The organism is Duganella hordei (genome assembly GCF_040369125.1).
GTDB lineage: Bacteria > Pseudomonadota > Gammaproteobacteria > Burkholderiales > Burkholderiaceae_D > Rugamonas > Rugamonas hordei.
Genome location: NZ_BPWI01000010.1, coordinates 184,682 through 208,543, shown reverse-complemented (window position 1 = coordinate 208,543; position 23,862 = coordinate 184,682). Strand labels below are relative to the sequence as shown.

Here is a 23,862-nt window from a genome sequence, read left to right as displayed (position 1 = left end):
CGCCATAGCATGAGCAGCAAAATTCTCTGGGGCGAGGGACTGTTCCTTCGGCCCCAACACTTCCAGCAGCAGGACCGCTACCACGAGCAGCGGCTGCTGCAGAGCGTGCAAGCGCTGCATCCCTACGCCTGGGGCGTCAACCAGCTGCAGATCGACCGCGACGCGCTGGCCAACAACAGCCTGCGCCTGCTGGAACTGTCGCTGCGCTTCCAGGATGGCGAGTTCTACGACGCGCCCGGCGCCGACGACCTGCCCGACGCGGTCGACCTGGGCCAGCTGCAGCAGTCGCAGCAGACCATCACCTATTACGCCGCCCTGCCCGCCTTCAAGTCCTTTGGCGGCAATTTCGGCGACGGCAGCGAGCGTGCGGCCGGCACCGGCGCCAGCGCGGTGCGCTACCAGCAGCACAACGCCGACACGCCGGACCTGTACACGCACGCCGCGCCGGCCCAGCTGAGCTATCTGAAGAAGACGCTGCGCCTGGTGTCGGAGTTCGAGCCGCGCGACTCGTACACCCACTTCCCGCTGCTGCGCCTGCGCCGCGCGGCCACCGGCGGCTTCGAGCTGGACGCGGCGTTCGTGCCGCCCAGCCTGACCATCCGCAGCGCGCCGCTGCTGTTCCTGCAGCTGCGCCGCCTGCTCGACGCGCTGCAGGCCAAGGTCAGCGCGCTGTACGGCCACCACCGCGAGCCGAGCAAGCACGTGATCGAGTTCCGCTCCGGCGACATGTCCTCGTTCTGGCTGCTGCACACGGCCAGTTCCGCCTTCGCCTCGCTGACCCACTACTTCCAGCACCCGGCGCTGCATCCGGAGCGGCTGTACGAGCAGTTGCTCAGCCTGGCCGGCGCGCTGATGACCTTTTCCAAAAGCTGGACCCTGGCCGACCTGCCGGCCTACCAGCACGCCGACGCCGGCCCCGCCTTCGCCACGCTGCACCAGATCATCCGCGAGCTGCTCGACACCGTGATCTCGTCGCGCTACTTCGCCATCGCGCTGCGCGAGGTCAAGCCTTCGTACCACCACGGCATGCTGGACTCGGGCAAGATCGACGACAAGACCACCTTCTACATCGCCGTCTCGGCCGCCATGCCGGCCAGCGAACTGGTGGACGTGGTGCCGCTGCGCTTCAAGGTCGGCGCGCCGGACGACGTCGACAAGTTCGTGCTGTCGGCCATGCCCGGCGTGCGGCTGCAGCACGCGCCGCAGGTGCCGGCCGCGGTGCCGGTGCGCCCCGACGCCTGCTACTTCGCCATCGAGGCCAAGGGCCAGATGTACGAGCGCATGCTGCAGGCCCAGTCGATTTCCATCTACGTCCCCGGCGGCATGAACGACCTGAAGCTGGACCTGGTCGCCGTCACATCCTGAACCGAGGTTAGTCACCATGAATACCGCCACCGCACCTTCCCTGATGGGCGCCGCGCCGCCGTCCGCCGCCGGCCATACGGCGCCGCAAACCCTGCTCGACCTGATGTATGACGGCTTCTACGCGCTGTTCATGCTCAAGAACGGCAACGGCCCGCAGCAGAACGCCGAGTTCGCGCAGAAGATGACGCAGTTCCTCGACGACTTCGGCCGCGGCGCGCGCAAGCACGGCGCCTCGCCGGACGACGTCGACGCCGCCAAGTACGCGTTCTGCGCGGCGGTCGACGAAATCATCCTGCGCTCGACCTTCTCGATCCGCGACGCCTGGGAACGGCGCCCGTTGCAACTGGCGCTGTTCGGCGAGCAGCTGGCCGGCGAAAACTTCTTCCACCGGCTCGAAGCGCTGCGCGCGCGCGGCAGCGCCCACCTGCAGGCGCTGGAGGTCTACCATATGTGCCTGCTGCTGGGCTTCCAGGGCCGCTACATCCTCGAAGGCTCGGAAAAGCTGAACTACCTGACGGCGCGCCTGGGCGAGGAAATCGCCCACATGAAGGGCAAGCGCGGCGGCTTCGCGCCGCATGCGGAGCGGCCCGACCAGATCGTCCACAAGCTGCGCAGCGACCTGCCGCTGTGGGTACTGTGCTCGGTGTTCGGCCTGATCTGCGTGCTCGGCTACATCGGCCTGCGCACCTCGCTGGACCACGGCACCGAACAGCGCGTGGCCGCCTATAACGACATCGTCAAGCTGGCCCCGCGCCAGGCCAACCTGACCATCACGCTGCCGTAATGGACATCGCCTCGCTGATACCGTCGGCGCTGGGCCTGTTCGGCACCGGCTTGAGCCAGCACGCGCGCCTGCTGACGCTGGCCAGCGCGCAGGACTCGTCGCTGCCGCAGGCGCTGGTGGCCGAGCGCTTCGCCGGACGCGAAGGGATCAATGAGCTGTATGCGTTCGAAGTCGATGCGCTCAGCACCTCCACCGACCTCGATCTGCAGCAGTTCATCGGCGAAGAGCTGACCGTCACGCTGCTGCAGGCCGACGGCAGCCGGCGCGCGTGGCACGGCATCTGCACCGAAGCCGCCTGGCTGGGCGCGGACGGTGGTACGGCGCGCTACCGCCTGCTGCTGGAGCCGGCGCTGGCGCTGCTGCGGCTGCGCCGCGACAGCTATATTTTCCAGGACAAGAACGCGCAGGACATCGTCACCGAACTGCTGGCCGACTATCCGCAACTACGCTTTGAATTCGACGTCACGCAAACGCTGGCGCCGCGCGCGGTGTGCACCCAGTACCGCGAAAGCGACCTGGAATTCTTCCAGCGCCTGCTGGCCTCCGAAGGCCTGAGCTGGCGCTTCGAGCACGACCAGGCCGAGGCGGATGGGCAAAGCGCGGACGGCCAGGCCAGACACCGGCTGGTGATCTTCGACAGCAAGGCCGAGGCACCCGACATGCCTGGGGACGCCGAGATCCGCTTCCACGGCGTGCGCGCCACCGACAGCGCCGACGCCATCGACCGCTTTGCCGCGCGCCGCCAGGTGCGGGCCAACGCGGTCGGTATCAGCAGCTGGGACCCGGCGCAGCTGCTGGCGCCCGGCGCGGAACAGCAGTCGTCATTGGACGCGGGCGAACTGCCGTCGCTGCCCGTGTACGACGGCGGCGGCGAGCGCGTCGCCAGCGCCAGCGGCGAGCCGGATCAGTACAGCCAGCTGATGCTGCAGGCGCTGGAACTCGACAACAAGGTGTTCGAGGGCGAAGGCGCGGTGCGCCAGCTGGCGGCCGGCCACGCCTTCGCGCTGACCCAGCACGAGCGCTACGCCGACGACAACCGCTTCACCGTGCTGTGGGTGCGGCACGAGGCGCGCAATAATTTTCAATCCGAAGTGCGCAAGGCGCCGGGCGCCGACGCCATCGAGGCCGGCACCTACCGCAACAGCTTCGGCTGCGTGCGCGCCAGCGTCGCCGTCGTCCCGCGCGCGATCGCCGCGCCGCAGGCGGCCACCGCGCTGGGGCCGCAGACCGCCATCGTGGTCGGCGCCGCCGACGCGGTGGCCACCACCACGCGCGACCACCAGGTGCGCATCCAGTTCGCCTGGCAGCGCGGCCAGGGCGCCAACGCCGGCGGCATCGGGCACGACACCGACGCCAAGGGTAGCGCGCCCGGCGACGACAGCAGCGGCACCTGGGTGCGCGTGGCCGAAGCGCTGGCCGGCCCGAACTGGGGTTCGCAATTCACGCCGCGCATCGGCACCGAAGTGCTGGTCGACTTCATCGACAACGACATGGACCGGCCGCTGGTGGTGGCGCAGCTGTACACCGGCTCGGACCAGCCGCCGTATGCGGCCGGCGAGGATTCGGGCGCCAACCATGCGGGCACGCTGTCCGGCATCCACAGCCACAATTTCGACGGCGGCGGCTACAACCAGTGGCAGCTGGACGACACGCCGGGCCAGGTGCGCACGCGGCTGGCCACCAGCAGCGCGGCCACGCAGCTGAATCTGGGCTACCTGGTGGCGCAGTCGGCCGGCAGCGCGCAGCGCGGCGCCTATCGCGGCGCCGGCTTCGAGCTGCGCACCGACGCCTGGGCCGTGCTGCGCGGCGGCGAAGGCGTGCTGCTGACCACCAGCGCGCGCGTCGCGCAAGGCAGCGGCGTGGCATCGACGCAGATGGACGCGGCGGAAGCGGTCAAGTCGCTGCAAGCGGCGCAGGAACTGGGCAAGGTGCTGGGCGACGCGGCCAGGCAGCAGGCCGCGCTCACCAGCGCCGATGCGGCCAAGGCGCAGCAGGAGCTGTTGTCGCGCATCGATCCCACGGACAAGGGCAAGCATGACGGCGCCTTCAACGGCCAGCAGGCCAGCAAGGCGCCCGGCGGCGCGCGTGAGCTCGACGCGGCGCAGCCGGTGGAAAAGTTCGCCGACCCGCTGGTGCTGATGGACGCTCCGGCCAGCATCAACTGGGCCACGCCGGCATCGACCGTGCTGTTCGCCGGCGAACAGCTGCACTGGACCACGCAGGGCGATATGCATATGACGGCGGCGTACACACTGTCGTCGGTGGCGGCCAACGCGGCCGGCTACTTCAGCCACGCCGGCGGCATCCAGGCCATCGCCGCCAACGGCCCGGTGTCGCTGCAGGCGCATACCGACCAGCTGGAGATTTTGGCGGACAAGTCGATCAAGGTAATTTCGGTCAACGATGTTATCGAGATCAAGGCCAATCAAAAGATCGTGCTGCAGGCCGGGCAATCGTCGATCACGCTCGAGGGCGGAGATATCACGTTTGCTTGCCCGGGTAATTTCACTGTAAAGGGTGGGCAGCATATTTTTGATGGCGGTAGTAGCTCCTCAACGGAACTCGGCGGTCTGCCGGATACAGTCGGCACTATTGTCCCTATCGGAAAAACATTGCTGACAAATTTCGACGAACAGATAGTCTACAAAGACATACATGGAGTACCTATCTCCAAATTGCCTTTTGTTGTCGCAAACAAGGACAACGAGCAGCAAAAGCTCATCGACACCACCCCTATCGAGGGTCCACTCCAACGACTGAGCACAAAAAAAGCCGAGCCGCTGGAATACGCTTTGCGCTATGCAGTGTTTAAGTTCAAGTAGAAATCTGATTAATCATGACCAACACAGCAGCCGACAACGGAGTTTCTCTGGAAGTTTTGGGACAGTGCACGACCAACACTACGCAGGGATCGCAACATGATGCCAAGGTCGAGTATCGGCACCTATGGTCCTTTGCACAGCAAGCAGCGCTGATCGCAGTGAGCGATAAAAGCCTGAGCGACGGTTGCTACAGGTTGATACAAGACCCGGAACGGCGAGCGAAACGCATAGCGGCAAACTATGCGGATCTCTATTTTAAGAGTGCCGAAAAATCCAAAGGTCAGCTTCAATTTTACTGGCCGGCGTTAGCCGCATTTGTAGTCAAGGATATCGTGGAGGCGTATCGTTTTTCGCGTGAAGAAGTACTGCAGCGTGAATGGAACAGTGCCGCGAGCATTGCACGCAACAATGTGGGAGCGGACATTGGTAGTTTAGCCATGAGCGGCGACTCCCCATACCAGCACGTCTTGCGTACTTACGCAGCGCTAGCGAAAGGAAATCTATGGCTTTTCATGGATATCCATCCTTGGCTATGGTTTTTCCTGGAATACGGCATCAATGCTGACGGCTCGCTGAACAAGAAACGAATTGAAGCGTGCCAAGCCGAAAGGGACTGGGATACCTTCCAGATCGCCTCTAAAGAAGCCGTCGAAGAATTGCCATTCGGGCCGCATTGGCTTGATCGCCTAAAGCAACGCCTATCTGATGATCCTGTATTCAAAGCGGCAGAGAAATACTTCGACTCAGCACCAGTATGGAGTAGTGGCGAAGGCTACGGTCAACAGGTGGCTGCGGAATTTTCCGCCCACCGGTACTGTCGTACTCATGTTAAAGAGTACGACAACGGCTACCGTACGCCACCGTCCAAATACTGGGGGAAATTTCAAGAAGCGTATTACATCATGGAGGCGGAGCACACTGAGCTCAAACGCGTTGCCGAAGATCGTGCAGCACTGGCGGCACTTACCAAATGTCGCCATTTCGCCGGCACCGCTGCGGTGAGCCGCGCGTATGAGCTTATGGTAAAGGGCCACGCGTCCGGCGATAGGGAAGAAAAAAAATCTTTTCAAAAATTGGAACTTGTCGCCATTGCGGAGCAAGAACAGATTAATGTTCTCCAACCTTTGATTTACAACGACGCTTTTTTAACGGCCACAATGGATATGAATCACCGTTTTAGCCGAATGACGGGCGGATGGCTGTCACCGCAGTTCAAGGTGATATACAGCTTTGCACCCGCCAATAAGGATCCCAGCCTCGAAGCGGTTTTCGATGCTCCGACAGGGTTGTGCGACCGGTTCAAGAGCAAAGTGAAAAGCCTGCCGAACCAGAAAGATCGCATGGAATTTGTGGGGCAAATTGCACGTAACTTCAACCGCTTGATGGATGAAAGACGGAGCTACATGGACGGTGAGTTGCGGAAAATCCAAGGGTGGCTCGACGCATGAATAATTTGATCAAGCTCGGCTTAGCTGCAACGGCGTTGGTAGCAACCGCAGTCGTACTGTTTTTTTTATTCAGAGATAAAGACATGACAGCAATTAAATTCGAGCTCAAAACTAACATTGTGGAGACGGCGCGCAAATCCGGCGTCCCTAAGTACAGCACAGCCAACGTGGACGGCTATATTTCTTATAGCGTCAACGACATTCCGGCTGATGTTCCAGCGCGCTATGTCCGCGATGGATATGAAGTCAGCTTTTCGCCGCTGTTTGCATTAACGATGTATGCCGATGAAAAGAATCAAAACAATCTGGGTGTAGAAAACGTCACTTTGCAATTTTCGACCAAGCCCTTTGCTTCCCACGAAGCGGGGAAGCAGTTTGCGGAAGGTGTTATCGCAGAGATGAATAAAAAGAAGTGGGTACGTTACATCGATGAATTTTGCCCCGCAGTGAGCGGACGCTCGTCTTTCATGAATGCAGAAGGCAAGCTTGAGCAAATTGGCACTTGCCCTCTCGATCCGGCTTACACGCTAACCCGCGAGGAATGGATACACATGATGCGCATTGAGCAGTCCTATCAGTGGTTAGGAGACGGAGTGCTGGCTACCTTCAAGATCGCCTACAGCGAAGACAGCCGCGGCATCACCTACAACTTCTTTATGGAGTTTGATGATCTGCCAGTCAAGAAGCGAAAAATCGAACAACGCCTTCAGGCCAGTCTCAAGGAGGAAGACCAAAAGGGGTGGAAAAGCACGGAGAAACATCAAAAATACCTAGCCTCGCGACATGAACTCATTCAGCTATTGGAAGCCAATGCTGTCCGACGCGGAGACCACCTCGTCAACCGATGAATACTTTGCATGAACACAATCGACAGCTACCCCTGCCGCCGAATATGAAAGATGTGATGACGCCAAGGGTCAAATAAGTGGGCCATTCCTCTTAGAATGACACTCTGACCGGAAGCAAAGGACCTAAAGCAGTGGTCGGTACAGTTTCGGAACAATTTGGTGAAAAAATCCCCGGACAATATTTGCCAGGTGGCGCAACGCAAGCGTTCTTCTTTTTGGAAAAGGACTTCAAGGAACTGCTGAACAAAGTCGGCCACGATTTCGCGAACGGCGCCAAAACCAGCAAACTGCTCGACTCTGCGACAGGACTCGAATTTACTTTTCATAGTACCGGAGATAGTTTTTCTCTTGATACGACATGGCGTTTGCTGTGGCGAGATGACCGCTATATCAACGGTACGGTACCCGAAGAAGAAGCCCATTATCGCTTCACCAAACCCGATCAGGTGCAGCCTCCGGCCCCCGCCATCTGGGCGCCGAAAGAAACCGTGTGGGCGGAGAGCGGAAATACAGTTCCATTCACCGGAAAATGGCTGGTCGAATCTGATCTGTACGCAAGCGTCATGCTGCAAAAAGGTGAGAAGCTGCCGCTGTACCAAGGCCGCGAAGTACGCTGGGTGCTTGCTGAAAGCTGAGACGTGCGGCAAGGACAATCCGAGTGCTGGCCTTGATCTGACGTATTTATTCTTGATACACGCGCCATGAGATTAACTGAATTGTCCCCAGTGCGCAGGCAACAGGTGTCGATGCTTTACCACTATGCCTCGTTGGACTACCTCAAAGGTTTGCAGCAACGGCTGCATGCGCTGATGGCGTTCATCGATCCAACCTTGGATTTGACCAAGCTGCAGCAGCGGGCCAACAATGGCTGGTCGTTCCTGGCCGATTTTGAGCTGTCGGCAGCCACCCACATCGCGAAGCGCGCGTTCGAGGTGTATTCGATTACCGGTGCTAACCAATGCGGTCGCGCTTTGGCCGAGATATCGCTGGACTGGATGACGCCTGATGAGCAGAGCGACTTCGAGACACGCTTTGAGCAAATATCGCTGTATGCGATGAACATTGACGACACCATGGACCGTTCCGGTCAAACTACACGCTGGGATGACTTCAGCCTGGCGCTTCGGCGACATGAGGACCCGGAAGCCCTGGCACAAGTGCCGGCATTGCGCTTGCGTCCCGACGTCACTGGCCGGACCGGCATGGTGCCCGTGCGTACAGGGGTATATCTGCCGATCGACGATCCACATGGCACGCCGCAATTCTGCTGGACCGGCAGTCCCGCCGGCGAGCTGCTGGAATGCAGCACCTTCAATGACCTGGGATTGGAAGCAGTGGCGGCAGTTGGCCGCGCTGATCTTTGGGTCAACGACGACAGCATGCACGCGTTCGTGCAAGCGCATCTGAACGATCCGCGTCTGACCTGTGATCCGTTATTCAGTCGCAGCACCGCCAAACCCAAATTGGCACCCAGCCTGGTCGCCCGCAATGCCTTTACCAACCGTCCATGCGATTGGATATATGTCGAGCAAATTCGGTCAAGAGTGATCATTCGAACTAAAGGAGGCTCGTCGTGAAGCTGATACCGCAGGAGATCTTTCTGCTGGAGCGCTACACCTCTGTCGCCTACTTCAGCGAATTACGCGACACCTGGGCCGAGATGATTATTCATCTTGAGAAGTGTATGGAAGATTTCGTACGCAATCTGCCCTCAGGTTTCTTCCGGTGGCGGCCGCCAGACAGGCCCGACATCGTATGGCGCGAACATGTCGTTCCAAACTTCCACGACACACTAAAATCCTTGAACGAAGGATGCTCAGCGCTGCAGTCAGGCGATCTCGCCGGACTGGGACATGCGCACGGCCCGTTGAATGATTTGAAGGGGCAAAGCGATTATTGGTCAGGATGGATGATACGAGATGACGAAAATCTCTACGGTGCGCTATTAAACAAGGCGGTGCTTATGGCGAGGAACATTGTTGCGACAAAAGAAGCCTACTGGAGTCCGCTGAAACTCTCCCTTGACTACGATGAAAGCTCTCGCGGCCCGCTGAATGCGCCAATGCATTGGCCGGATTACAAGCTATCGCCAACGGTGACTGTTTTATCTGGTACATCCGTGCTCGAATCAGGAATCTACATTCCAGATATTGAGGACAGCTGTGCCCAGTTCCTTTGGACTGAACCTATTTACGCCGAGCGCCCGTGCAAATGGATAATGGTTGAAAAAATCATCGCCTAAAAAAATGGCACGCCGCAGCGTGCCATAGGCCATCCGCGAACCGAACTTAAACGGCCGACAAATCCAGCTCCACGCCGGTGGCAGCCTTGATCTGGTCCTTGGTCACGCCGGGCGCCAGTTCAGTGACCTTCAGGCCGGCCGGGGTCACCTCCATCACGCCCAGGTCGGTGATGACCAGGTCCACCACGCCGACGCCGGTCAGCGGCAGGTCGCATTTCTTCAGCAGCTTGTGCGAGGTCGAGCCGTCCTTGGCGGTGGCCACGTGCTCCATCAGCACCACCACTTTCTTGACGCCTGCCACCAGGTCCATCGCGCCGCCCATGCCCTTGACCATTTTGCCCGGGATCATCCAGTTGGCCAGGTCGCCCTGCTCCGACACCTGCATCGCGCCCAGGATCGCCAGGTTGATCTTGCCGCCGCGGATCATGCCGAACGAGTCGGCCGAGCTGAAGTAGGCCGCGCCCGGCAGCGCCGTCACGGTCTGCTTGCCGGCGTTGATCAGGTCGGCGTCGATTTCATCTTCGGTCGGGAACGGGCCGATGCCCAGCAAGCCGTTTTCCGATTGCAGGAACACTTCCATGCCTTCCGGAACGTAGTTCGCCACCAGGGTCGGCAAGCCGATGCCGAGGTTGACGTAGTAACCGTCCTGCAATTCCTTCGCCGCGCGCGCGGCCATTTCGTCACGAGTCCATGCCATAGTAATCTCCGATGTTCTTAGTTGGCGCGCACGGTGCGCTGCTCGATGCGTTTTTCCGGCGTGGCGTTGACCACGATGCGGTGTACGAAGATGCTCGGCAGGTGCACGGCGTCCGGATCGATCTCGCCGATTTCCACCAGCTGTTCGACTTCGACGATGGTGATCTTGCCGGCCATCGCCGCGTTCGGGTTGAAGTTGCGCGCGGTCTTGCGGAACACCAGGTTGCCGGCCTTGTCGGCCTTCCACGCCTTGACCAGCGCCACGTCGGCCACCAGGCTGCGTTCCATCACGTATTGCTCGCCGTCGAATTCGCGGATTTCCTTGCCCTCGGCGACGATGGTGCCGACGCCGGTCTTGGTGAAGAAGGCGGGAATGCCGGCGCCGCCGGCGCGCAGCTTCTCGGCCAGGGTGCCCTGCGGCGTGAATTCAAGTTCCAGTTCGCCGGCCAGGTACTGGCGCGCGAACTCCTTGTTTTCGCCCACGTAGGAAGCGATCATCTTCTTGATCTGGCGGGTCTCCAGCAACTGGCCCAGGCCGAAGCCGTCGACGCCGGCGTTGTTGGAGATCGCGGTCAGGCCGGTCACGCCGGAGTCGCGCAGCGCGGCGATCAAGGCCTCGGGAATGCCGCACAGGCCGAAGCCGCCGACGGCAATGGTTTGCCCATTTTGTACGACACCGGCCAAGGCGGCTGTGGCGTCCGGATAGATTTTATTCATGGTGTCCCTTATCTTATGTTGCAATAGTCGTTGCTAACGTTGTTAAATGCGCTAGCTACGAGGCGTCTCAGCATAGAATACGCACATCAAAAGCACAATACCGTAGAACTACCTGCCGTTGGAACACATGAGCGCACAGCCTGTCATCGATTACCAATCCATTTTCCTGCACGCGCCGGTCGGCATGTGCATCTCGGAAAATCGCGTCATCCAGTCGAGCAACGAGGCCTTGGCCGCGATGTTCGGCTACACCCGCGCCCAGCTGGACGGCTTGTCGTTCCGCGTGCTGTATCCCACCCTGGACGAGTTCCTGCGCACCGGCGACCGCATCATCCCCATCATGAACGCCAAGGGCCGCTATTCGGACGAACGCATCATGCGCCGCGCGAACGGCGAGCTGTTCTGGTGCCACGTCACCGGCCATTCGATGAAGGCCTCGGAACCGCTCGGCCCCGGCATCTGGACCTTCGAGGACGTCAGCGAAAAGCGTCCGGTGACGGCGGAACTGACGCCGCGCGAGCGGGAAATCGCCGCGCTGCTGGTCGAAGGCAAGACCAGCAAGACCATCGCCCGCCAGATCGACCTCAGCCCGCGCACGGTGGAAATGCACCGCGCCAAGCTGATGCGAAAATTCTCGGCCGCCACCTCGTCGGAACTGGTCCACAAGCTGGTCGGCCTGCATCTGTAACTACATGGCGGTCATGCCGTCGTCCGCGGAGATGATGGCGCCGTTGATGAAGTTGGAATCCTCTCCGGCCAGCAGCAGCAGCAGGCCGTCCAGGTCTTCCGGCTTGCCCGGACGCTTGCGCGGCAACATCTCGATCAGCTTCTGGCCCTGCTCGCTGGCGAAATAATCCTCGTTGATCTCGGTGGAGATATAGCCGGGGCAGATGGCGTTGGTGTTGATGCCGTACTTGCCCCATTCCACCGCCATGGCCTTGGTCATCTGCACCACGCCGGCCTTGCTCATGCAATACACGCCGATCTGCGGCAGCACGCGCAAGCCCGCCACCGAGGCGATGTTGATGATGCGGTGCTTCTTGGTCGGGTCGCCCTTGGCGCGCGCGATCATGCGCTTGGCGGTCTCCTGGGCCACGAAAAAGCCGCCGCGCAGGTTGGTGTCCATCACGAAGGAATAATCTTCCGGCGTCACGTCGACCAGCCGCTGCGTGGTCGACACGCCCGAGTTGTTGACCAGGATGTCGATCGGCCCGGCCTCGGTCTCGGCGTGGGCGATGGCGGACTTGATGCTGGCGTAGTCGGTCACGTCCAGGCTGACCACGTGGGCCGCCCCGCCGTCGGCCTCGATTTCCGCGCGCAGTTCCTTCAGCCGCTCGGTGCGGCGCGACGCCAGCACCACCTGGGCGCCAGCCTGGGCCAGCACTTTGGCAAACCGGGCTCCGAGACCGCTGGAGGCGCCGGTGATCAGCGCAATTTTTCCCTCAAAGTTGACTTCTATGCCCACGAGCTACTCCTAGTGTTGATATTAAGTGATGAATTCCCGACAGCGTGGCTGTCGAATCGTTATGATTACACAAATCGCCAGTATTAGATTGCAGTGTCTAATAATGTCCCTCAAAATGGCGCCCACATTGCATTCTGGACGAAAAAGAAGCACACTCGTGCTTAAATTTTCCCATCCTTGTTAAACACTATAAGAACAGACCATGACACAGCCACAAAATCTAGTAGAACAGTACGGCCCACGCGACGCGATGGAGTATGACGTCGTGATCGTCGGCGGCGGGCCTGCGGGCTTGTCGGCAGCGATCAAGATCAAGCAGCTGGCCGCTGAAAAAGGCCAGGAAGTGTCGGTCGTCGTGCTGGAAAAAGGCGGCGAACTGGGCGCGCACATCCTGTCCGGCGCCGTGATGGATCCTAAGGCGCTGACCGAGCTGATCCCCGACTGGAAGGAAAAAGGCGCGCCGCTCAACACCGAGGTGAGCGAAGACCGCGTGCTGTTCCTGACCGAAACCAAGTCCTACAAGACCCCGAACTTCATGCTGCCGGCCTGCTTCGAGAACCATGGCAACTATGTGATCTCGCTGGGCAACGTGGTGCGCTGGCTGGGCCAGCAGGCCGAGGCGCTGGGCGTGGAAATCTTCCCCGGCTTCGCCGCCGCCGAGATCCTGTACAACGACGACGGTTCGGTCAAGGGCGTCGCCACCGGCAACATGGGCGTCAAGCGCGACGGCGAAGCCGGTCCGGACTTCCAGCTGGGCATGGAATTGCACGGCAAATACACGCTGTTCGCCGAAGGCGCGCGCGGCCACCTGGGCAAGCAGCTGATGGCCAAGTACGACCTGAACAAGGGCAAGGACCCGCAATCGTACGGCATCGGCATCAAGGAACTGTGGGAAATCGACCCGGCCAAGCACCAGCCCGGCCTGGTGATCCACACCACCGGCTGGCCGCTGGACAGCAAGACCTACGGCGGCTCCTTCCTGTACCACCTGGAAAACAACCAGGTCATGGTGGGCTACGTGGTCGGCCTGAACTACGAGAATCCTTATCTGTCGCCGTACGAGGAATTCCAGCGCTACAAGACCCATCCGGCCATCAAATCGTTCTTCGAAGGCGGCAAGCGCATCTCCTACGGCGCCCGCGCGATCACCGCAGGGGGCCTGCAATCGTTGCCGAAGCTGGTCTTCCCGGGCGGCGCGCTGATCGGCTGCGACGCCGGCTTCCTCAACATGAGCCGCATCAAGGGCAGCCACGCCGCGATCAAGTCCGGCATGCTGGCCGCCGAGTCGGTGTTCGAGGCGCTGGGCGCGGGCCGCCAGGGCGACGAGCTGGCCACCTACCCTGTCGCCTTCGAGAAATCGTGGCTGCACGAGGAACTGCATGTGGCGCGCAACGTCAAGCCGTGGCTGAACAAGGGCCTGTACCTGGGTTCGCTGATGACCGGCATCGACCAGCTGGTCTTCCGCGGCAAGGCGCCATGGACGCTGCACCACAGCCACGCCGACCACGAATGCCTGAAGCCGGCCTCGCAGTTCGCGCCGATCAGCTATCCCAAGCCGGACGGCAAGCTGACCTTCGACCGCCTGTCGTCGGTGTTCATCTCCAACACCAACCACGCGGAAGACCAGCCGGTCCACCTGACGCTGAAGAACCCGAGCGTGCCGGTCGACGTCAACCTGGCCCAGTACGCCGGTCCGGAGGCGCGCTACTGCCCTGCCGGCGTGTACGAGTTCGTCAAGACCGACGACGGCGCCGACCGCCTGCAGATCAACGCGCAAAACTGCGTGCACTGCAAAACCTGCGATATCAAGGACCCGACCCAGAACATCGTCTGGATCACGCCGGAAGGCGGCGGCGGCCCTAACTATCCGAACATGTAGGTCAAAAAATCAACAAAAAAGCAACAACGTCGAAACAGCACGCCCGTCATGGGCGTGCTGTTTTTTTATGCCAGGAAGGATTTGTTGCACCGGAATGGCAACCGGACCATAATCGATCGGGTGGAAAACGGCTAAAACAGTAGCTTAACCGGCTCTCTGTTACAAAATATTTTATAAATTTCCATAAAGCATTTAATGTCCTTCCAGATACGGTCGTCTTGTACTTGGGAGAGCACAAAAGATTCGTTGCTCCGAACTGAATCCACCTACCAGGAGTTATTTCATGCTGAGCCTTCACACTAATTCTGCGGCCTTATCCGCACAGAACTCGATCTCCCGCACCCAGATGGCGCTGTCGACTTCGCAGACCCGCCTGAGCACCGGCTTCCGTGTCAATTCGGCCATGGACGACGCTGCAGGCCTGCAAATCGCAACCCGTCTGAAATACCAGACCAGCGGCATGACCGTTGCGATGCGTAACACCCAGAACTCGATCTCGATGATGCAGACCGCCGAAGGCGCGCTGGACGAGACCACCAACATCCTGATCCGCATGAAGGATCTGGCGACCCAATCGGCTGACGGTTCCTCGACCGACTCCGACCGTACCGCGATGCAGTCCGAATTCGATGCGCTGGGCAAGGAATTGACCAACATCATCGGCAACACCGCATTCGGCGGCACCTCGCTGCTGGGCACCAAGGCCGACGCCAAGTTCAACGCCGCCGTCAGCTTCCAGATCGGTACCTCGTCGGGCGAAAAAATGAACGTCGACGTGACCGCCAACCTGACCGCGATGCAAACCGCGCTGACCAGCGCCACGGCCAACTTCGCCTCGACCGGCGTCGACCCAGCCGCCACCGGCGCTGAAATCGCCACCGCCGGCGCCGCCAACACCGCGATCGACACGCTGGCCACCGCCATCGATTCCGTCTCGACCGTCCGCTCGGCCCTGGGTGCTGTCTCGAACCGCCTGGACCATGTCTACAACAACCTGGCCAACGTTTCGACCAACACCAAAGCCGCACAAGGCCGTATCATGGATACCGACTTCGCTGCTGAATCGTCGAACATGACCTCCAGCCAGATGCTGCTGCAAGCTGGTACCGCCATGCTGAAGCAGTCGAACAGCACGTCGTCCCTGGTTATGTCCTTGCTGCAGTAATCGTAGCGCTTCCCGGTTCGCTCGCGGACCGGGACAACAAGGAGCCAACCGGATTTTCGGTTGGCTTTTTTTTAAGCCGTATTTTTGAGAGTCAGCCTGATGGCTTTAGACCGCATCGGACCTACTTCACGCCCCGTGGGCATCCCGGACCGGCAGCCGACGCAGCCAGGCCCGGTTGCGCGCGCGCCGGGCGAAGTGCCGGTCGATGCGGATTACCCGGTCGGCCCGGTGGCGCCGAACGGCCCGGGCGCGGTCGGCGTGCTGCTGGACGGCCCCGACGGCCTGCCGATGCCGCAGGCCGGACTGGAAGCGCTGGCCGCCGCGCTGGCCGACGTGCCGAACGCCGCCGACCCGGCCGCGATGCGGCCCAATCAAGTCTTTTTATCGCGCCAGCTGGTCTGGCAGCCGCCCGACACCGCGATGATGGCGGCCTCGTGGCAGGTGATGGTGCGCACCTACGGCGAGCAGCGCGCCGCGTGGCTGGAGCAGGCCAGCGGCCAGCACGTGCCGTCCAGCCTGTTCATGGCCGACCATACGCCGGCGGCGATGCAGGGCCGCCCCGGCCTGCCGCTGGTGACGGAAATGGAACCGTGGCGCTTCGCCGTCTACGCCTGGGGCGCCGAGCGGCTGGTGCTGAAAGTGATCGTCAAGGACGACGACGAGCCGGAGCGCGGCAACCGCCGCAAGCGCTCGCGGGTGGCCTTGCGGCTGGAACTGATGCTGCCGGGCGTGGGCCGGGTGGTGATCCAGATCGAACCGGCCAGCGGCAACGGCGTGGTGCTGGAAGTGGGCGCGGCGCAGACCTCGGCCATGCAGCACATGCGCGAGATGCTGCCGCAACTGGCGTCGACGGTGAGCCGGTCGGGCCTGACGATACTGCGCTGCCGGCTGCGGCGCGAACTGCCGCCGGCCACCGGCGAGCACTCCTACCCCACCCGCATGCACACGGCCGCGCTGACGCAGGCCATCTTCAAGGCGATGGCCGAGCTGGCCGTACTGCTGTCGCAGCCGATGCCGCCCGACGACCTGTTCTCCGAAACCGCCTAATCCGGGGTCAGATCCGACATTCGGACACGAGCTCTGCCGTAGCAGCCGCTACGGCAGAGCTCGTGTCCGAATGTCGGATCTGACCCCGGGTTTAGCCGACGGTGCCGATGATGCTGACTTCGCGGTTCTCCGGAATCTCGTTGTAGGACAGCACGTGCAGGCCGGGCGCGAACAGGCGCGCGTAGCGGGCCAGCAGCGGACGGATCTGCGGCAGCACCAGCAGCAGCGGCGGCGTCGCCTGCTGCTTCATCTGCTCGCGCGCCACCGGCATGTTGACCTGCAGCTGCGCCAGCAGGTGCGGATCGATCGGATAGTTGTCCAGCACCACCTTGCCGCTCTGGCGCGCCTGGTTCAACGAACCCAGCAGCATGTTCTCGAGGTCGCCGCCCAGGTTGAAGGCCTGCATCTCGGTCTTCTGCCCGAACAGGCCGGTGACGATCTGGCGCCGCAGCGCGCAGCGCACCTCGGCCGCCAGCAAGATCGGATCCTTGGTGGTCTCCGAACTGTCGACCAGCGTGGTGGCGATCGGCACAATATCCTTCAGCGACACGTTCTCGGCCAGCAGCACGCGGAACACGCGCAGCATCTGCGTGTGCGTCAGCGCCTTGTCCAGCGAGCCGGCCAGCTTGGGCGACAGCGCCGTCAGCCGGTCCATCAGCGCCGACACGTCCTCGTGGCGGAACAGCTCCGGCAGGTACTCGCGGATCAGCTTGGAGACGTGGGTGGCGATCGCGCTCGGCGCCTCCACCACCTGGTAGCCCAGTCCCAGCGCATTGGCCTTCTCGCTGGTCTCGATCCACGTCACCGGCATGCCGTAGGCCGGCTCGATGCCGGGGATGCCGTCGATCTGGCCGTAGATGTTGGGCGACGGGATCGCCATCAGGCGGTCGGCAAACACCTCCGCCTGCGCCACCACGCTGCCCGACAGCATCACCGAGTACTGCGACGGCTTCAAGCCCAGGTCGTCGCGCACGATGATGGGCGGCAGCAGCAGCCCCATCGCCTCGGACAGGCTCTGGCGCACGCCGCGCACGCGCTTGGTCAGCGGCTCGCCGTGCGCCTTGTCGATCAGGCCGACCAGCTTGTAGCCCAGCGCCACCTGCAGCTGCTGCACCGCCGGCAGGCTGTGCCAGTCCAGCTCGGGCGCCCGCTCCTCGCGCAGCGCCGCCTCGATCGCGTCGAGATTGGTGGTGTCGGGCGCCTTGACCCGCTGCAGCAGCCGGTAGCCGACATAGGCCAGCACCAGCGCGAACGGACCGAACATCTGCCATGGCATGCCCGGCACCAGCGCCAGGATCATCATCATGCCGGCCGCGCTCAGCATCACCTGCGGCGAGGCCAGCACCTGGCCGCCGACCTGCTGCTCGAAGTCGCCGGAGTCGGAAATACGGGTCACCAGGATCGCGGCGGCGGCCGACAGCAGCAGCGCCGGGATCTGCGCCACCAGGCCGTCGCCGATGGTCAGCAGCGCGTACTGGCGGAAGGCGTCGCCGAAGGACATGTCCTGCATCAGCGCGCCGATCGCCACGCCGCCGACCATGTTGATGATCAGGATCAGGATCGAGGCGACCGCGTCGCCGCGCACGAACTTGGAGGCGCCGTCCATGGCGCCGTAGAAGTCGGCCTCCGCCGCCACGTCCTGGCGGCGCGCCTGCGCCTTTTCTTGATTGATCAGGCCGGCATTGAGGTCGGCGTCGATCGCCATCTGCTTGCCCGGCAAGGCGTCCAGCGTGAAGCGGGCCGACACTTCGGATATCCGCTCGGCGCCCTTGGTCACCACCATGAAGTTGATGATCATCAGGATCACGAACACGACGATACCGACCACGTAGTTGCCGCCGATGACGACCTTGCCGAAGGCCTCGATCACCTGGCCGGCCGCGGCCGTGCCTTCATGGCCGTGCAGCAGCACCACCCGGGTCGACGCCACGTTCAGCGTCAGCCGCATCATCGTGGTGGCCAGGATCACGGTCGGGAACACCGAGAAGTCCAGCGGCCGGCGCGCCGACACCGAGACCAGGATCACGATCAGCGCCAGCACGATGTTGAACGTGAACATCACGTCCAGCAGCACCGGCGGCAAAGGCAGGATGATCATCGCCAGGATCACCAGCAGGAATGCCGGCGTGGCGAACTTGTGGCGGCGCGCTTCCGCTACCAGCCTGTTCAGAAAATTCATGACTCCTTGACCTCGCTCATGGATGTGGGTACGACAACTTCTTTCGGATACGCCGGCTCGGCGCTACGCCGTCCGGTACGGAATGCCTTCAATTGCAGCACATAGTTCAACACCTGCGACACGGCCTGGTACAGCTGCACCGGGATCTGCTGGTTGACCTGGCTGGTGTTGTAGATGGCGCGCGCCAGCGGCGCCAGCGGCATCACCTCGACCTTGAACTCCACCGCCAGCTGGCGGATGTACAGCGCCATCTCGTCCACGCCCTTGGCGATCACATACGGCGCTTCGGCACGATCCTGGTCATACTTGAGGGCCACCGCGTAATGTTCCGGGTTGACGATGACCACGTCGGCCGTCGGCACCGTCTTGCGCGCGCTGCGCCGCGCCATCGCCCGCTGCAGCTGGCGGATGCGGTTCTTCACTTCCGGCCGGCCCTCGGTCGACTTGTGCTCTTCCTTCTGGTCCTGCTTGGACATGCGCTGGTTCTTGGCGAAGAAATACGCCTGCGCCGGCACGTCGATCAAGGCGAATATGATAAACACCGCGATCAGCGACATCAAGCCGTCAAGCATCAGGTTGGAGCCCGACATCATCGCCTGCCCCATCGGCATGTGCTGCAGCTGGGTGTAATCCTTTACGGTCGAGCGCGCCACGTGGACCAGCACGGCGATCAGCACGCCGGCCTTGCCGACCGACACCAGGAACTCGAACGCGTGCTTGGCGCCGAACAGCCGCCCCAGGTTGGCTGCCGGGCTGAGCCGCTCCATCTTGAGCTCCCAGTGCTTGGTGCTGATGACCCAGCCGCCCGGCACCATCGCGCCCAGCACGATGAACAGCGGCACCACGAACAGCGGCAGCACCATCTTGATCAGCAGCCACATCGAGCTGCTGAACACGGTAGACATCGCGTTGTCGATGGCGCCGGTGGCGCCCAGCGGCGCGAAGCTCTGGTGGAAGATCTCGTGGAACTCGGCCATGTAGTCCGGCAGCAGGTAGACGAACAGCTTGAGGCTGACCAGGATGCCGATCGCCGTCGACAGGTCGCGCGAACGCACCACCTGCCCTTCCTGGCGCGACTTCTTCAGCTTCTGCTGTGAAGCCTTTTCTGTCTTGTCGCCGGTCTCGCTGTCAGCCATGGGCGGCCGCCTGCATCTGCTGGCGTATCAGCTCCAGCACCATATTGGTCATGCGCACATAATGCTCGGGGATGAAGCGCACCACCTGCGCCAGCATCATCAGGCCGAAGATGGTGATCACCGAAAAGCCCAGCGCGAACAGGTTCAGGCTGGGCGCGACGCGGTTGAGGAAGCCAAAGCCCAGCTGCACCACCAGGGTCGAGAACACGATGGGGATGGCCAGCAGCATCGCGGCCGAGAAGATCCAGGCCACGTTGTAGGCGATCGCCTGCAGCAGCAGCGGGCTGTAGCCGTGGCCCAGCGGCCAGGCCTTGAAGCTCTGGCCGATGACGTTGGCGATCACCAGGTGGCCGTCGATGGCGAAGAACACGATGATCGACAGCACCGACAGCAGCGCCGACACCACGTCCGACGACTGGCCGTTCATCGGGTCGTTCATCACCGCCATCGAAAAGCCCATCTGCGACGACACCAGGAAGCCGAGCACGCCGATCACCGACATGGCGAAGTGGAACGCCAGCCCCAGCACGAAGCCGATCAGCGCCTGCTCGATCGAGGCCACCACGCCGTGCATGGAAAACGGATTGATCGGCGCGCCGGTGGTGGTCAGCGGCAGCATCAGCACCGCCAGCACCAGCGCGATCAGGATGCGCACCGTCACCGGCGTGACCGCCTCGCCCAGCACCGGGGCGCCGATGAACATCGCCAGGATGCGGCAGAACGGCCACCAGATCGCGGTGAGCAGCGGCAGCAACTGGGCCAGGATCGGTTCCATGAAAAGCCAGCTAGCCGACCAGCGTGGCCGCGCGGTTGAAAATGGAGACGCAGAAATCCATCAGGTAGGTCGCCATCCAGCGCCCCATCAGGATAATCGCCAGCAGGGTCACCAGCAGCCTCGGTAGAAAGCTCAGCGTCTGCTCGTTGATCTGCGTGGCGGCCTGCACCAGCGCCACCACCAGGCCGGTGATCAGGCCGGGCACGACCAGGATCACCACCAGCAGCATGACGATGTGCAGCGATTCGACCACCAGGTCGACGGCCACTTCGGGTGTCAGCATGCGCTACTCCTTTCAGTACGCCTGCACGCTGGTGACCAGCGTGTTGACGGTCAGGGTCCAGCCGTCCACCAGCACGAACAGCAGCAGCTTGAACGGCAGCGAGATGACCAGCGGCGACAGCATCATCATGCCCATCGCCATCAGCACCGACGAGACCACCAGGTCGATCACCAGGAAGGGAATGAACAGCATGCAGCCGATCTGGAACGCGGTCTTCAGCTCGGACAGCACGAACGCCGCCAGCTTGACGGTGAACGCGTGCTGCGACGGTTCGGTGATCTTGTCCTCGCCGGCCAGGTGGGCGATCTGCTGCAGCGCGGCCTTGCTGGTTTGCGCCAGCATGAAGCGCGACACCGGCTTCTCGGCGATCTGCAGCGCCACCTCGAGGCCGATCTTGTCCTGGTCGTAGGGCACGAAGGCTTCGGACCAGATCTGGTCGCCGATCGGGCGCATCACCAGCAAGGTCAGGATCAGCGCGACCCCGGTGATGATGCGGTTGGGCAGGCCCTGCTGCAGACCCAGCGCCTGGCGCAGCAGCGACAGCACGATGACGAAGCGGGTAAAGCTGGTCATCATCATGACCATCACCGGGAGCAAGCCCAGCAAGGTCATGATGATCAGGATCTGGGTCTTGACCGTCAGTTCGGTTTTGGCGCCGGGCACCACGTTGGCCAGCAGGTCGACCGCGTGGGCCGGCATACAGGCGCAGGCCAGCATCATCAGCACTGCAGCGGCGCAGGCGCCCGGCAGCAGGCGCCGGCCCGGCGGCGCGTTCACACTCCAGGTCATGGAGTCATCATGTCGAGATTCAGGCCGTCCAGGTCGATCACTTTGAGGCCATAATTTTCGCCCGCCACCACCACCTCGGCGCGGCCGATGGCGGTGCCGTTGACCTTGATGACCAGCGGTTCGCCGGCCAGCACGTCGAGCTCGACCACGCTGTCCGGGCCGATCGCCATCAGGTCCTGCAGCGAGATGCGCGCCGAGCCCACTTCCAAGGTCAGCGTCACCGGGATCTTGCGCATCATGGCCGGCAGGTCGCGCCGCGGCGGCGTGGCCGGCAGGTCGGTCAGCTCGGTGCTGACCTGGTCGATGATCATCTCTTCGGACAGGTCTTCCAGCAGGGCGTCGCTTGGGTTGGCTACGTTCATGTTCATCATGTTATTCGGCGTCTTCAAAAGAGGTTAAACACAGTTTGCCTTTGTGCTCGGTGACCGCGGCCGTAAACAGGCGGGAATCTTCGAGCAGGACGTCCGCGCGGTTCAAGCTGATCGGGATGACGTCGCCGACCTGCAAGTCGTACAGGCTGCCGAGCAGCACTTCCTTGCTGGCCAGGCGGCCCACCAGGCCGACCTGCAGCCGCTGCGCCAGCGGACTGGCGACCTTGGCTTTCTTGCCGCCGTCGCGGTCGCGCAACAGGCCGCGCAGCACGCTGGACATCAGCGTCTTGTCGAGCGCGAACCAGAACTGGCCGGTGGCGTGGCTGGCGACGTCGGCCACCGTGACGGCGATCACCCAGCTGCCCTTGGGCGGCTGGGCGCCGGGCGCCGGCTTGAATTCGCTGTCGGCGGCGTCGGCCTGGGCCTCGTCGCCCTGGGCGGCCGGCTTGTCGATGGCGGGAAGGTTGAGTTCGATCCGGCCGGCCAGCGTGGCGGCCAACTGTTGCCCCAGCACCACAGCGAGGCGCTCCTCGGTGGCCGTCACGCGCACGGTGCTCTCGTCGGTGGCGGCGCTGTCGGCCTTGCCGCTGCCATAACGGAAGTTGAGTACGCTGAGCAACACCTTGCGCTCGAGCGAAAAGGCGATCTGCCCCGCCGGCGCGGCAAAGCTGAGCCAGCGGCTGCGCACTTCGTCGCCCTCGAGCCGGGTGAAGGCGACGTCGTCGACCTCGAAGCCGCCCCAGTAGCGGCGGTTCATATTCAGCCGCATGGCCTGGGCCAGGTCGTCGCGCAGTTGCGCCGCAAAGATATGCAGCAGATGTACGGGCCGCCCCAGCAGGCATGGATCCAGAACTTGATGTTGCGCTGTCTGTTTTGTGGTTGTCATGTTTGGGCCATGTCGAATTTCTTTGCTACGCCTCCATCATCGCACTATCCAGCTAAAAACTGGTTACTTCCAGTGCATTATTCGGGAATATTTCCAATCGTAACGTAAGCGCGACGTTGGCGGTAGCGCAGGATACACACAGGATACATCAAAATTCACATTATTTCCATTTAACAATATTTGATCAAGTAGTGCCCGAGGGCAAATAAACCTTTACAAGAAAATTGCTAGCCGGTAAGCTATTCGCAGTGTCTGAGGTCTGACGCTGCTCCGCAACATACATGAATAATTGGCGCTTAGTGAATGTTTTATAACGATATTTGCCTTAGAAAAACAGTGCCGCAGGGCAAGCGCCCAGTGTTCATTTTCCAGCAACCTGCCGTCGCCTCCCCTGTTTTCAGCACCCCGCCGCCCGGCCGCCGCATTACATCGCCGCGTCCGGTTTTGACCGACAGCCATACACTATCTTTCTTACAAGACTGTGACATGCAAACCGCATGTGTAGCACGATAACCATAAGCCGCCATCGGATATGCATCAGAGAGCTTGCTGCTTTCCGGCAATCTCGATATGGTAGACATGTGGGACTAACGTTGCAAAAACGGGAGAAATCAAGATGAGTAACGGAATCTCGAATCTGATCCAGGCCGACCTGGCCGCGCTGACCAATGCCGCGAGCAACCTCGCCAGCAATACCGTCGCGCCGGCCGCCCAGTTCGCCGGCCACGGCGACACCCAGCCGGCCTTCTCCTTCGCCCAATCGATGAAGGACGCCGTCAGCAAGGTCAACGAGGCCGACGCCTCGGCGGCGCAAAAAATGTCCGACGTCGATTCCGGCGCCAGCGACGACCTGGTCGGCGCCATGCTGTCCAGCCAGGAAGCGGGCCTGTCCTTCTCGATGTTGATGCAAGTGCGCAACAAAGTGATGGGCGCCATGGACGAGCTCATCAAACTGCCGCTGTAAC

General features: G+C 62.0%; 23 protein-coding genes. 13 read left to right on the top strand and 10 right to left on the bottom strand.

Annotated elements, in window-relative coordinates; translation table 11 throughout:
- Positions 1 to 9: 9 nt before the first annotated feature.
- The 8 genes from tssK to ABWW33_RS22370 all read left to right on the top strand — a co-directional run bounded on the left by tssK (position 10) and on the right by ABWW33_RS22370 (position 9,509).
- On the top strand, positions 10 to 1,365 hold the full coding sequence (gene tssK, locus ABWW33_RS22405) for a type VI secretion system baseplate subunit TssK (RefSeq protein ID WP_353403811.1): 1,356 nt from the start codon (positions 10 to 12) through the stop codon (positions 1,363 to 1,365).
- Positions 1,366 to 1,381: 16 nt separating this feature from the next.
- Positions 1,382 to 2,149 (top strand): type IVB secretion system protein IcmH/DotU, encoded by a 768-nt coding sequence (gene icmH / locus ABWW33_RS22400; protein ID WP_176651188.1) that lies wholly within the window; start codon positions 1,382 to 1,384, stop codon positions 2,147 to 2,149.
- Positions 2,149 to 4,971 (top strand): type VI secretion system Vgr family protein, encoded by a 2,823-nt coding sequence (locus ABWW33_RS22395; protein ID WP_353403810.1) that lies wholly within the window; start codon positions 2,149 to 2,151, stop codon positions 4,969 to 4,971. Before icmH ends, ABWW33_RS22395 begins: the two co-directional genes overlap by 1 nt.
- A gap of 14 nt (positions 4,972 to 4,985) precedes the next feature.
- On the top strand, positions 4,986 to 6,419 hold the full coding sequence (locus tag ABWW33_RS22390; protein WP_353403809.1) for a DUF2515 family protein: 1,434 nt from the start codon (positions 4,986 to 4,988) through the stop codon (positions 6,417 to 6,419).
- Positions 6,416 to 7,267: a hypothetical protein gene (locus ABWW33_RS22385; RefSeq protein ID WP_353403808.1), complete on the top strand. Its 852-nt coding sequence runs from the start codon at positions 6,416 to 6,418 to the stop codon at positions 7,265 to 7,267. Before ABWW33_RS22390 ends, ABWW33_RS22385 begins: the two co-directional genes overlap by 4 nt.
- A 131-nt stretch (positions 7,268 to 7,398) precedes the next feature.
- A complete protein-coding gene (locus tag ABWW33_RS22380; protein ID WP_353403807.1) occupies positions 7,399 to 7,902 on the top strand; it encodes an Imm72 family immunity protein in 504 nt (167 codons plus the stop codon).
- A 66-nt stretch (positions 7,903 to 7,968) separates the two neighbouring features.
- On the top strand, positions 7,969 to 8,844 hold the full coding sequence (locus ABWW33_RS22375) for a hypothetical protein (protein WP_353403806.1): 876 nt from the start codon (positions 7,969 to 7,971) through the stop codon (positions 8,842 to 8,844).
- A complete protein-coding gene (locus tag ABWW33_RS22370; protein ID WP_353403805.1) occupies positions 8,841 to 9,509 on the top strand; it encodes a hypothetical protein in 669 nt (222 codons plus the stop codon). Before ABWW33_RS22375 ends, ABWW33_RS22370 begins: the two co-directional genes overlap by 4 nt.
- A 46-nt stretch (positions 9,510 to 9,555) precedes the next feature.
- On the opposite strand, the gene ABWW33_RS22365 is transcribed toward ABWW33_RS22370, so the two are convergent.
- Positions 9,556 to 10,206, bottom strand: coding sequence for a CoA transferase subunit B (locus tag ABWW33_RS22365; RefSeq protein WP_176651194.1), 651 nt, complete (start codon positions 10,204 to 10,206; stop codon positions 9,556 to 9,558).
- 17 nt (positions 10,207 to 10,223) lie between these two features.
- Positions 10,224 to 10,922, bottom strand: a complete 699-nt coding sequence (locus ABWW33_RS22360; protein WP_176651195.1) for a CoA transferase subunit A — start codon at positions 10,920 to 10,922, stop codon at positions 10,224 to 10,226.
- Between the two features lie 127 nt (positions 10,923 to 11,049).
- Here ABWW33_RS22360 and ABWW33_RS22355 point away from each other — a divergent pair, with 127 nt between their 5' ends.
- Positions 11,050 to 11,610, top strand: a complete 561-nt coding sequence (locus ABWW33_RS22355; RefSeq protein WP_353403804.1) for a LuxR C-terminal-related transcriptional regulator — start codon at positions 11,050 to 11,052, stop codon at positions 11,608 to 11,610.
- Here ABWW33_RS22355 and ABWW33_RS22350 read toward each other — a convergent pair whose 3' ends face one another.
- Entirely contained in the window at positions 11,611 to 12,387 is a 777-nt protein-coding gene (locus ABWW33_RS22350) for an SDR family oxidoreductase (protein WP_176651197.1), read from the bottom strand.
- Positions 12,388 to 12,589: 202 nt separating this feature from the next.
- Here ABWW33_RS22350 and ABWW33_RS22345 point away from each other — a divergent pair, with 202 nt between their 5' ends.
- From ABWW33_RS22345 to ABWW33_RS22335, 3 genes are all read left to right on the top strand, one after another.
- Complete coding sequence (locus ABWW33_RS22345) at positions 12,590 to 14,266, top strand: electron transfer flavoprotein-ubiquinone oxidoreductase (RefSeq protein ID WP_353403803.1); 1,677 nt, start codon at positions 12,590 to 12,592, stop codon at positions 14,264 to 14,266.
- A 283-nt stretch (positions 14,267 to 14,549) separates the two neighbouring features.
- The gene (locus ABWW33_RS22340; protein ID WP_353403802.1) at positions 14,550 to 15,431 is read left to right on the top strand and encodes a flagellin N-terminal helical domain-containing protein; all 882 of its coding nucleotides are present in this window, start codon (positions 14,550 to 14,552) and stop codon (positions 15,429 to 15,431) included.
- 99 nt (positions 15,432 to 15,530) lie between these two features.
- Positions 15,531 to 16,478 carry a hypothetical protein gene (locus tag ABWW33_RS22335; RefSeq protein WP_176651200.1) on the top strand — a complete coding sequence of 316 codons (948 nt, stop codon included), beginning with the start codon at positions 15,531 to 15,533 and terminating at the stop codon, positions 16,476 to 16,478.
- 91 nt (positions 16,479 to 16,569) lie between these two features.
- On the opposite strand, the gene ABWW33_RS22330 is transcribed toward ABWW33_RS22335, so the two are convergent.
- Genes ABWW33_RS22330 through ABWW33_RS22300 form a run of 7 tightly spaced genes read right to left on the bottom strand, consistent with a single transcriptional unit; the run spans position 16,570 to position 22,897 of the window.
- Positions 16,570 to 18,657, bottom strand: a complete 2,088-nt coding sequence (locus tag ABWW33_RS22330) for a flagellar biosynthesis protein FlhA (RefSeq protein ID WP_353403801.1) — start codon at positions 18,655 to 18,657, stop codon at positions 16,570 to 16,572.
- Positions 18,654 to 19,793 carry an EscU/YscU/HrcU family type III secretion system export apparatus switch protein gene (locus ABWW33_RS22325; RefSeq protein WP_353403800.1) on the bottom strand — a complete coding sequence of 380 codons (1,140 nt, stop codon included), beginning with the start codon at positions 19,791 to 19,793 and terminating at the stop codon, positions 18,654 to 18,656. Before ABWW33_RS22325 ends, ABWW33_RS22330 begins: the two co-directional genes overlap by 4 nt.
- Positions 19,786 to 20,568 carry a flagellar biosynthetic protein FliR gene (locus ABWW33_RS22320; RefSeq protein WP_176651303.1) on the bottom strand — a complete coding sequence of 261 codons (783 nt, stop codon included), beginning with the start codon at positions 20,566 to 20,568 and terminating at the stop codon, positions 19,786 to 19,788. The genes ABWW33_RS22325 and ABWW33_RS22320 overlap by 8 nt, the downstream gene beginning before the upstream one ends.
- A 10-nt stretch (positions 20,569 to 20,578) precedes the next feature.
- Positions 20,579 to 20,851, bottom strand: coding sequence for a flagellar biosynthesis protein FliQ (gene fliQ / locus ABWW33_RS22315; RefSeq protein ID WP_176651304.1), 273 nt, complete (start codon positions 20,849 to 20,851; stop codon positions 20,579 to 20,581).
- Positions 20,852 to 20,863: 12 nt separating this feature from the next.
- On the bottom strand, positions 20,864 to 21,640 hold the full coding sequence (fliP, locus tag ABWW33_RS22310; protein ID WP_176651305.1) for a flagellar type III secretion system pore protein FliP: 777 nt from the start codon (positions 21,638 to 21,640) through the stop codon (positions 20,864 to 20,866).
- Complete coding sequence (locus ABWW33_RS22305; protein WP_218087782.1) at positions 21,637 to 22,008, bottom strand: FliM/FliN family flagellar motor switch protein; 372 nt, start codon at positions 22,006 to 22,008, stop codon at positions 21,637 to 21,639. The genes fliP and ABWW33_RS22305 overlap by 4 nt, the downstream gene beginning before the upstream one ends.
- A 4-nt stretch (positions 22,009 to 22,012) precedes the next feature.
- A complete protein-coding gene (locus ABWW33_RS22300; RefSeq protein WP_176651307.1) occupies positions 22,013 to 22,897 on the bottom strand; it encodes a FliM/FliN family flagellar motor switch protein in 885 nt (294 codons plus the stop codon).
- Between the two features lie 616 nt (positions 22,898 to 23,513).
- Here ABWW33_RS22300 and fliE point away from each other — a divergent pair.
- On the top strand, positions 23,514 to 23,861 hold the full coding sequence (gene fliE / locus ABWW33_RS22295) for a flagellar hook-basal body complex protein FliE (RefSeq protein WP_176651308.1): 348 nt from the start codon (positions 23,514 to 23,516) through the stop codon (positions 23,859 to 23,861).
- Position 23,862 lies beyond the last annotated feature (1 nt).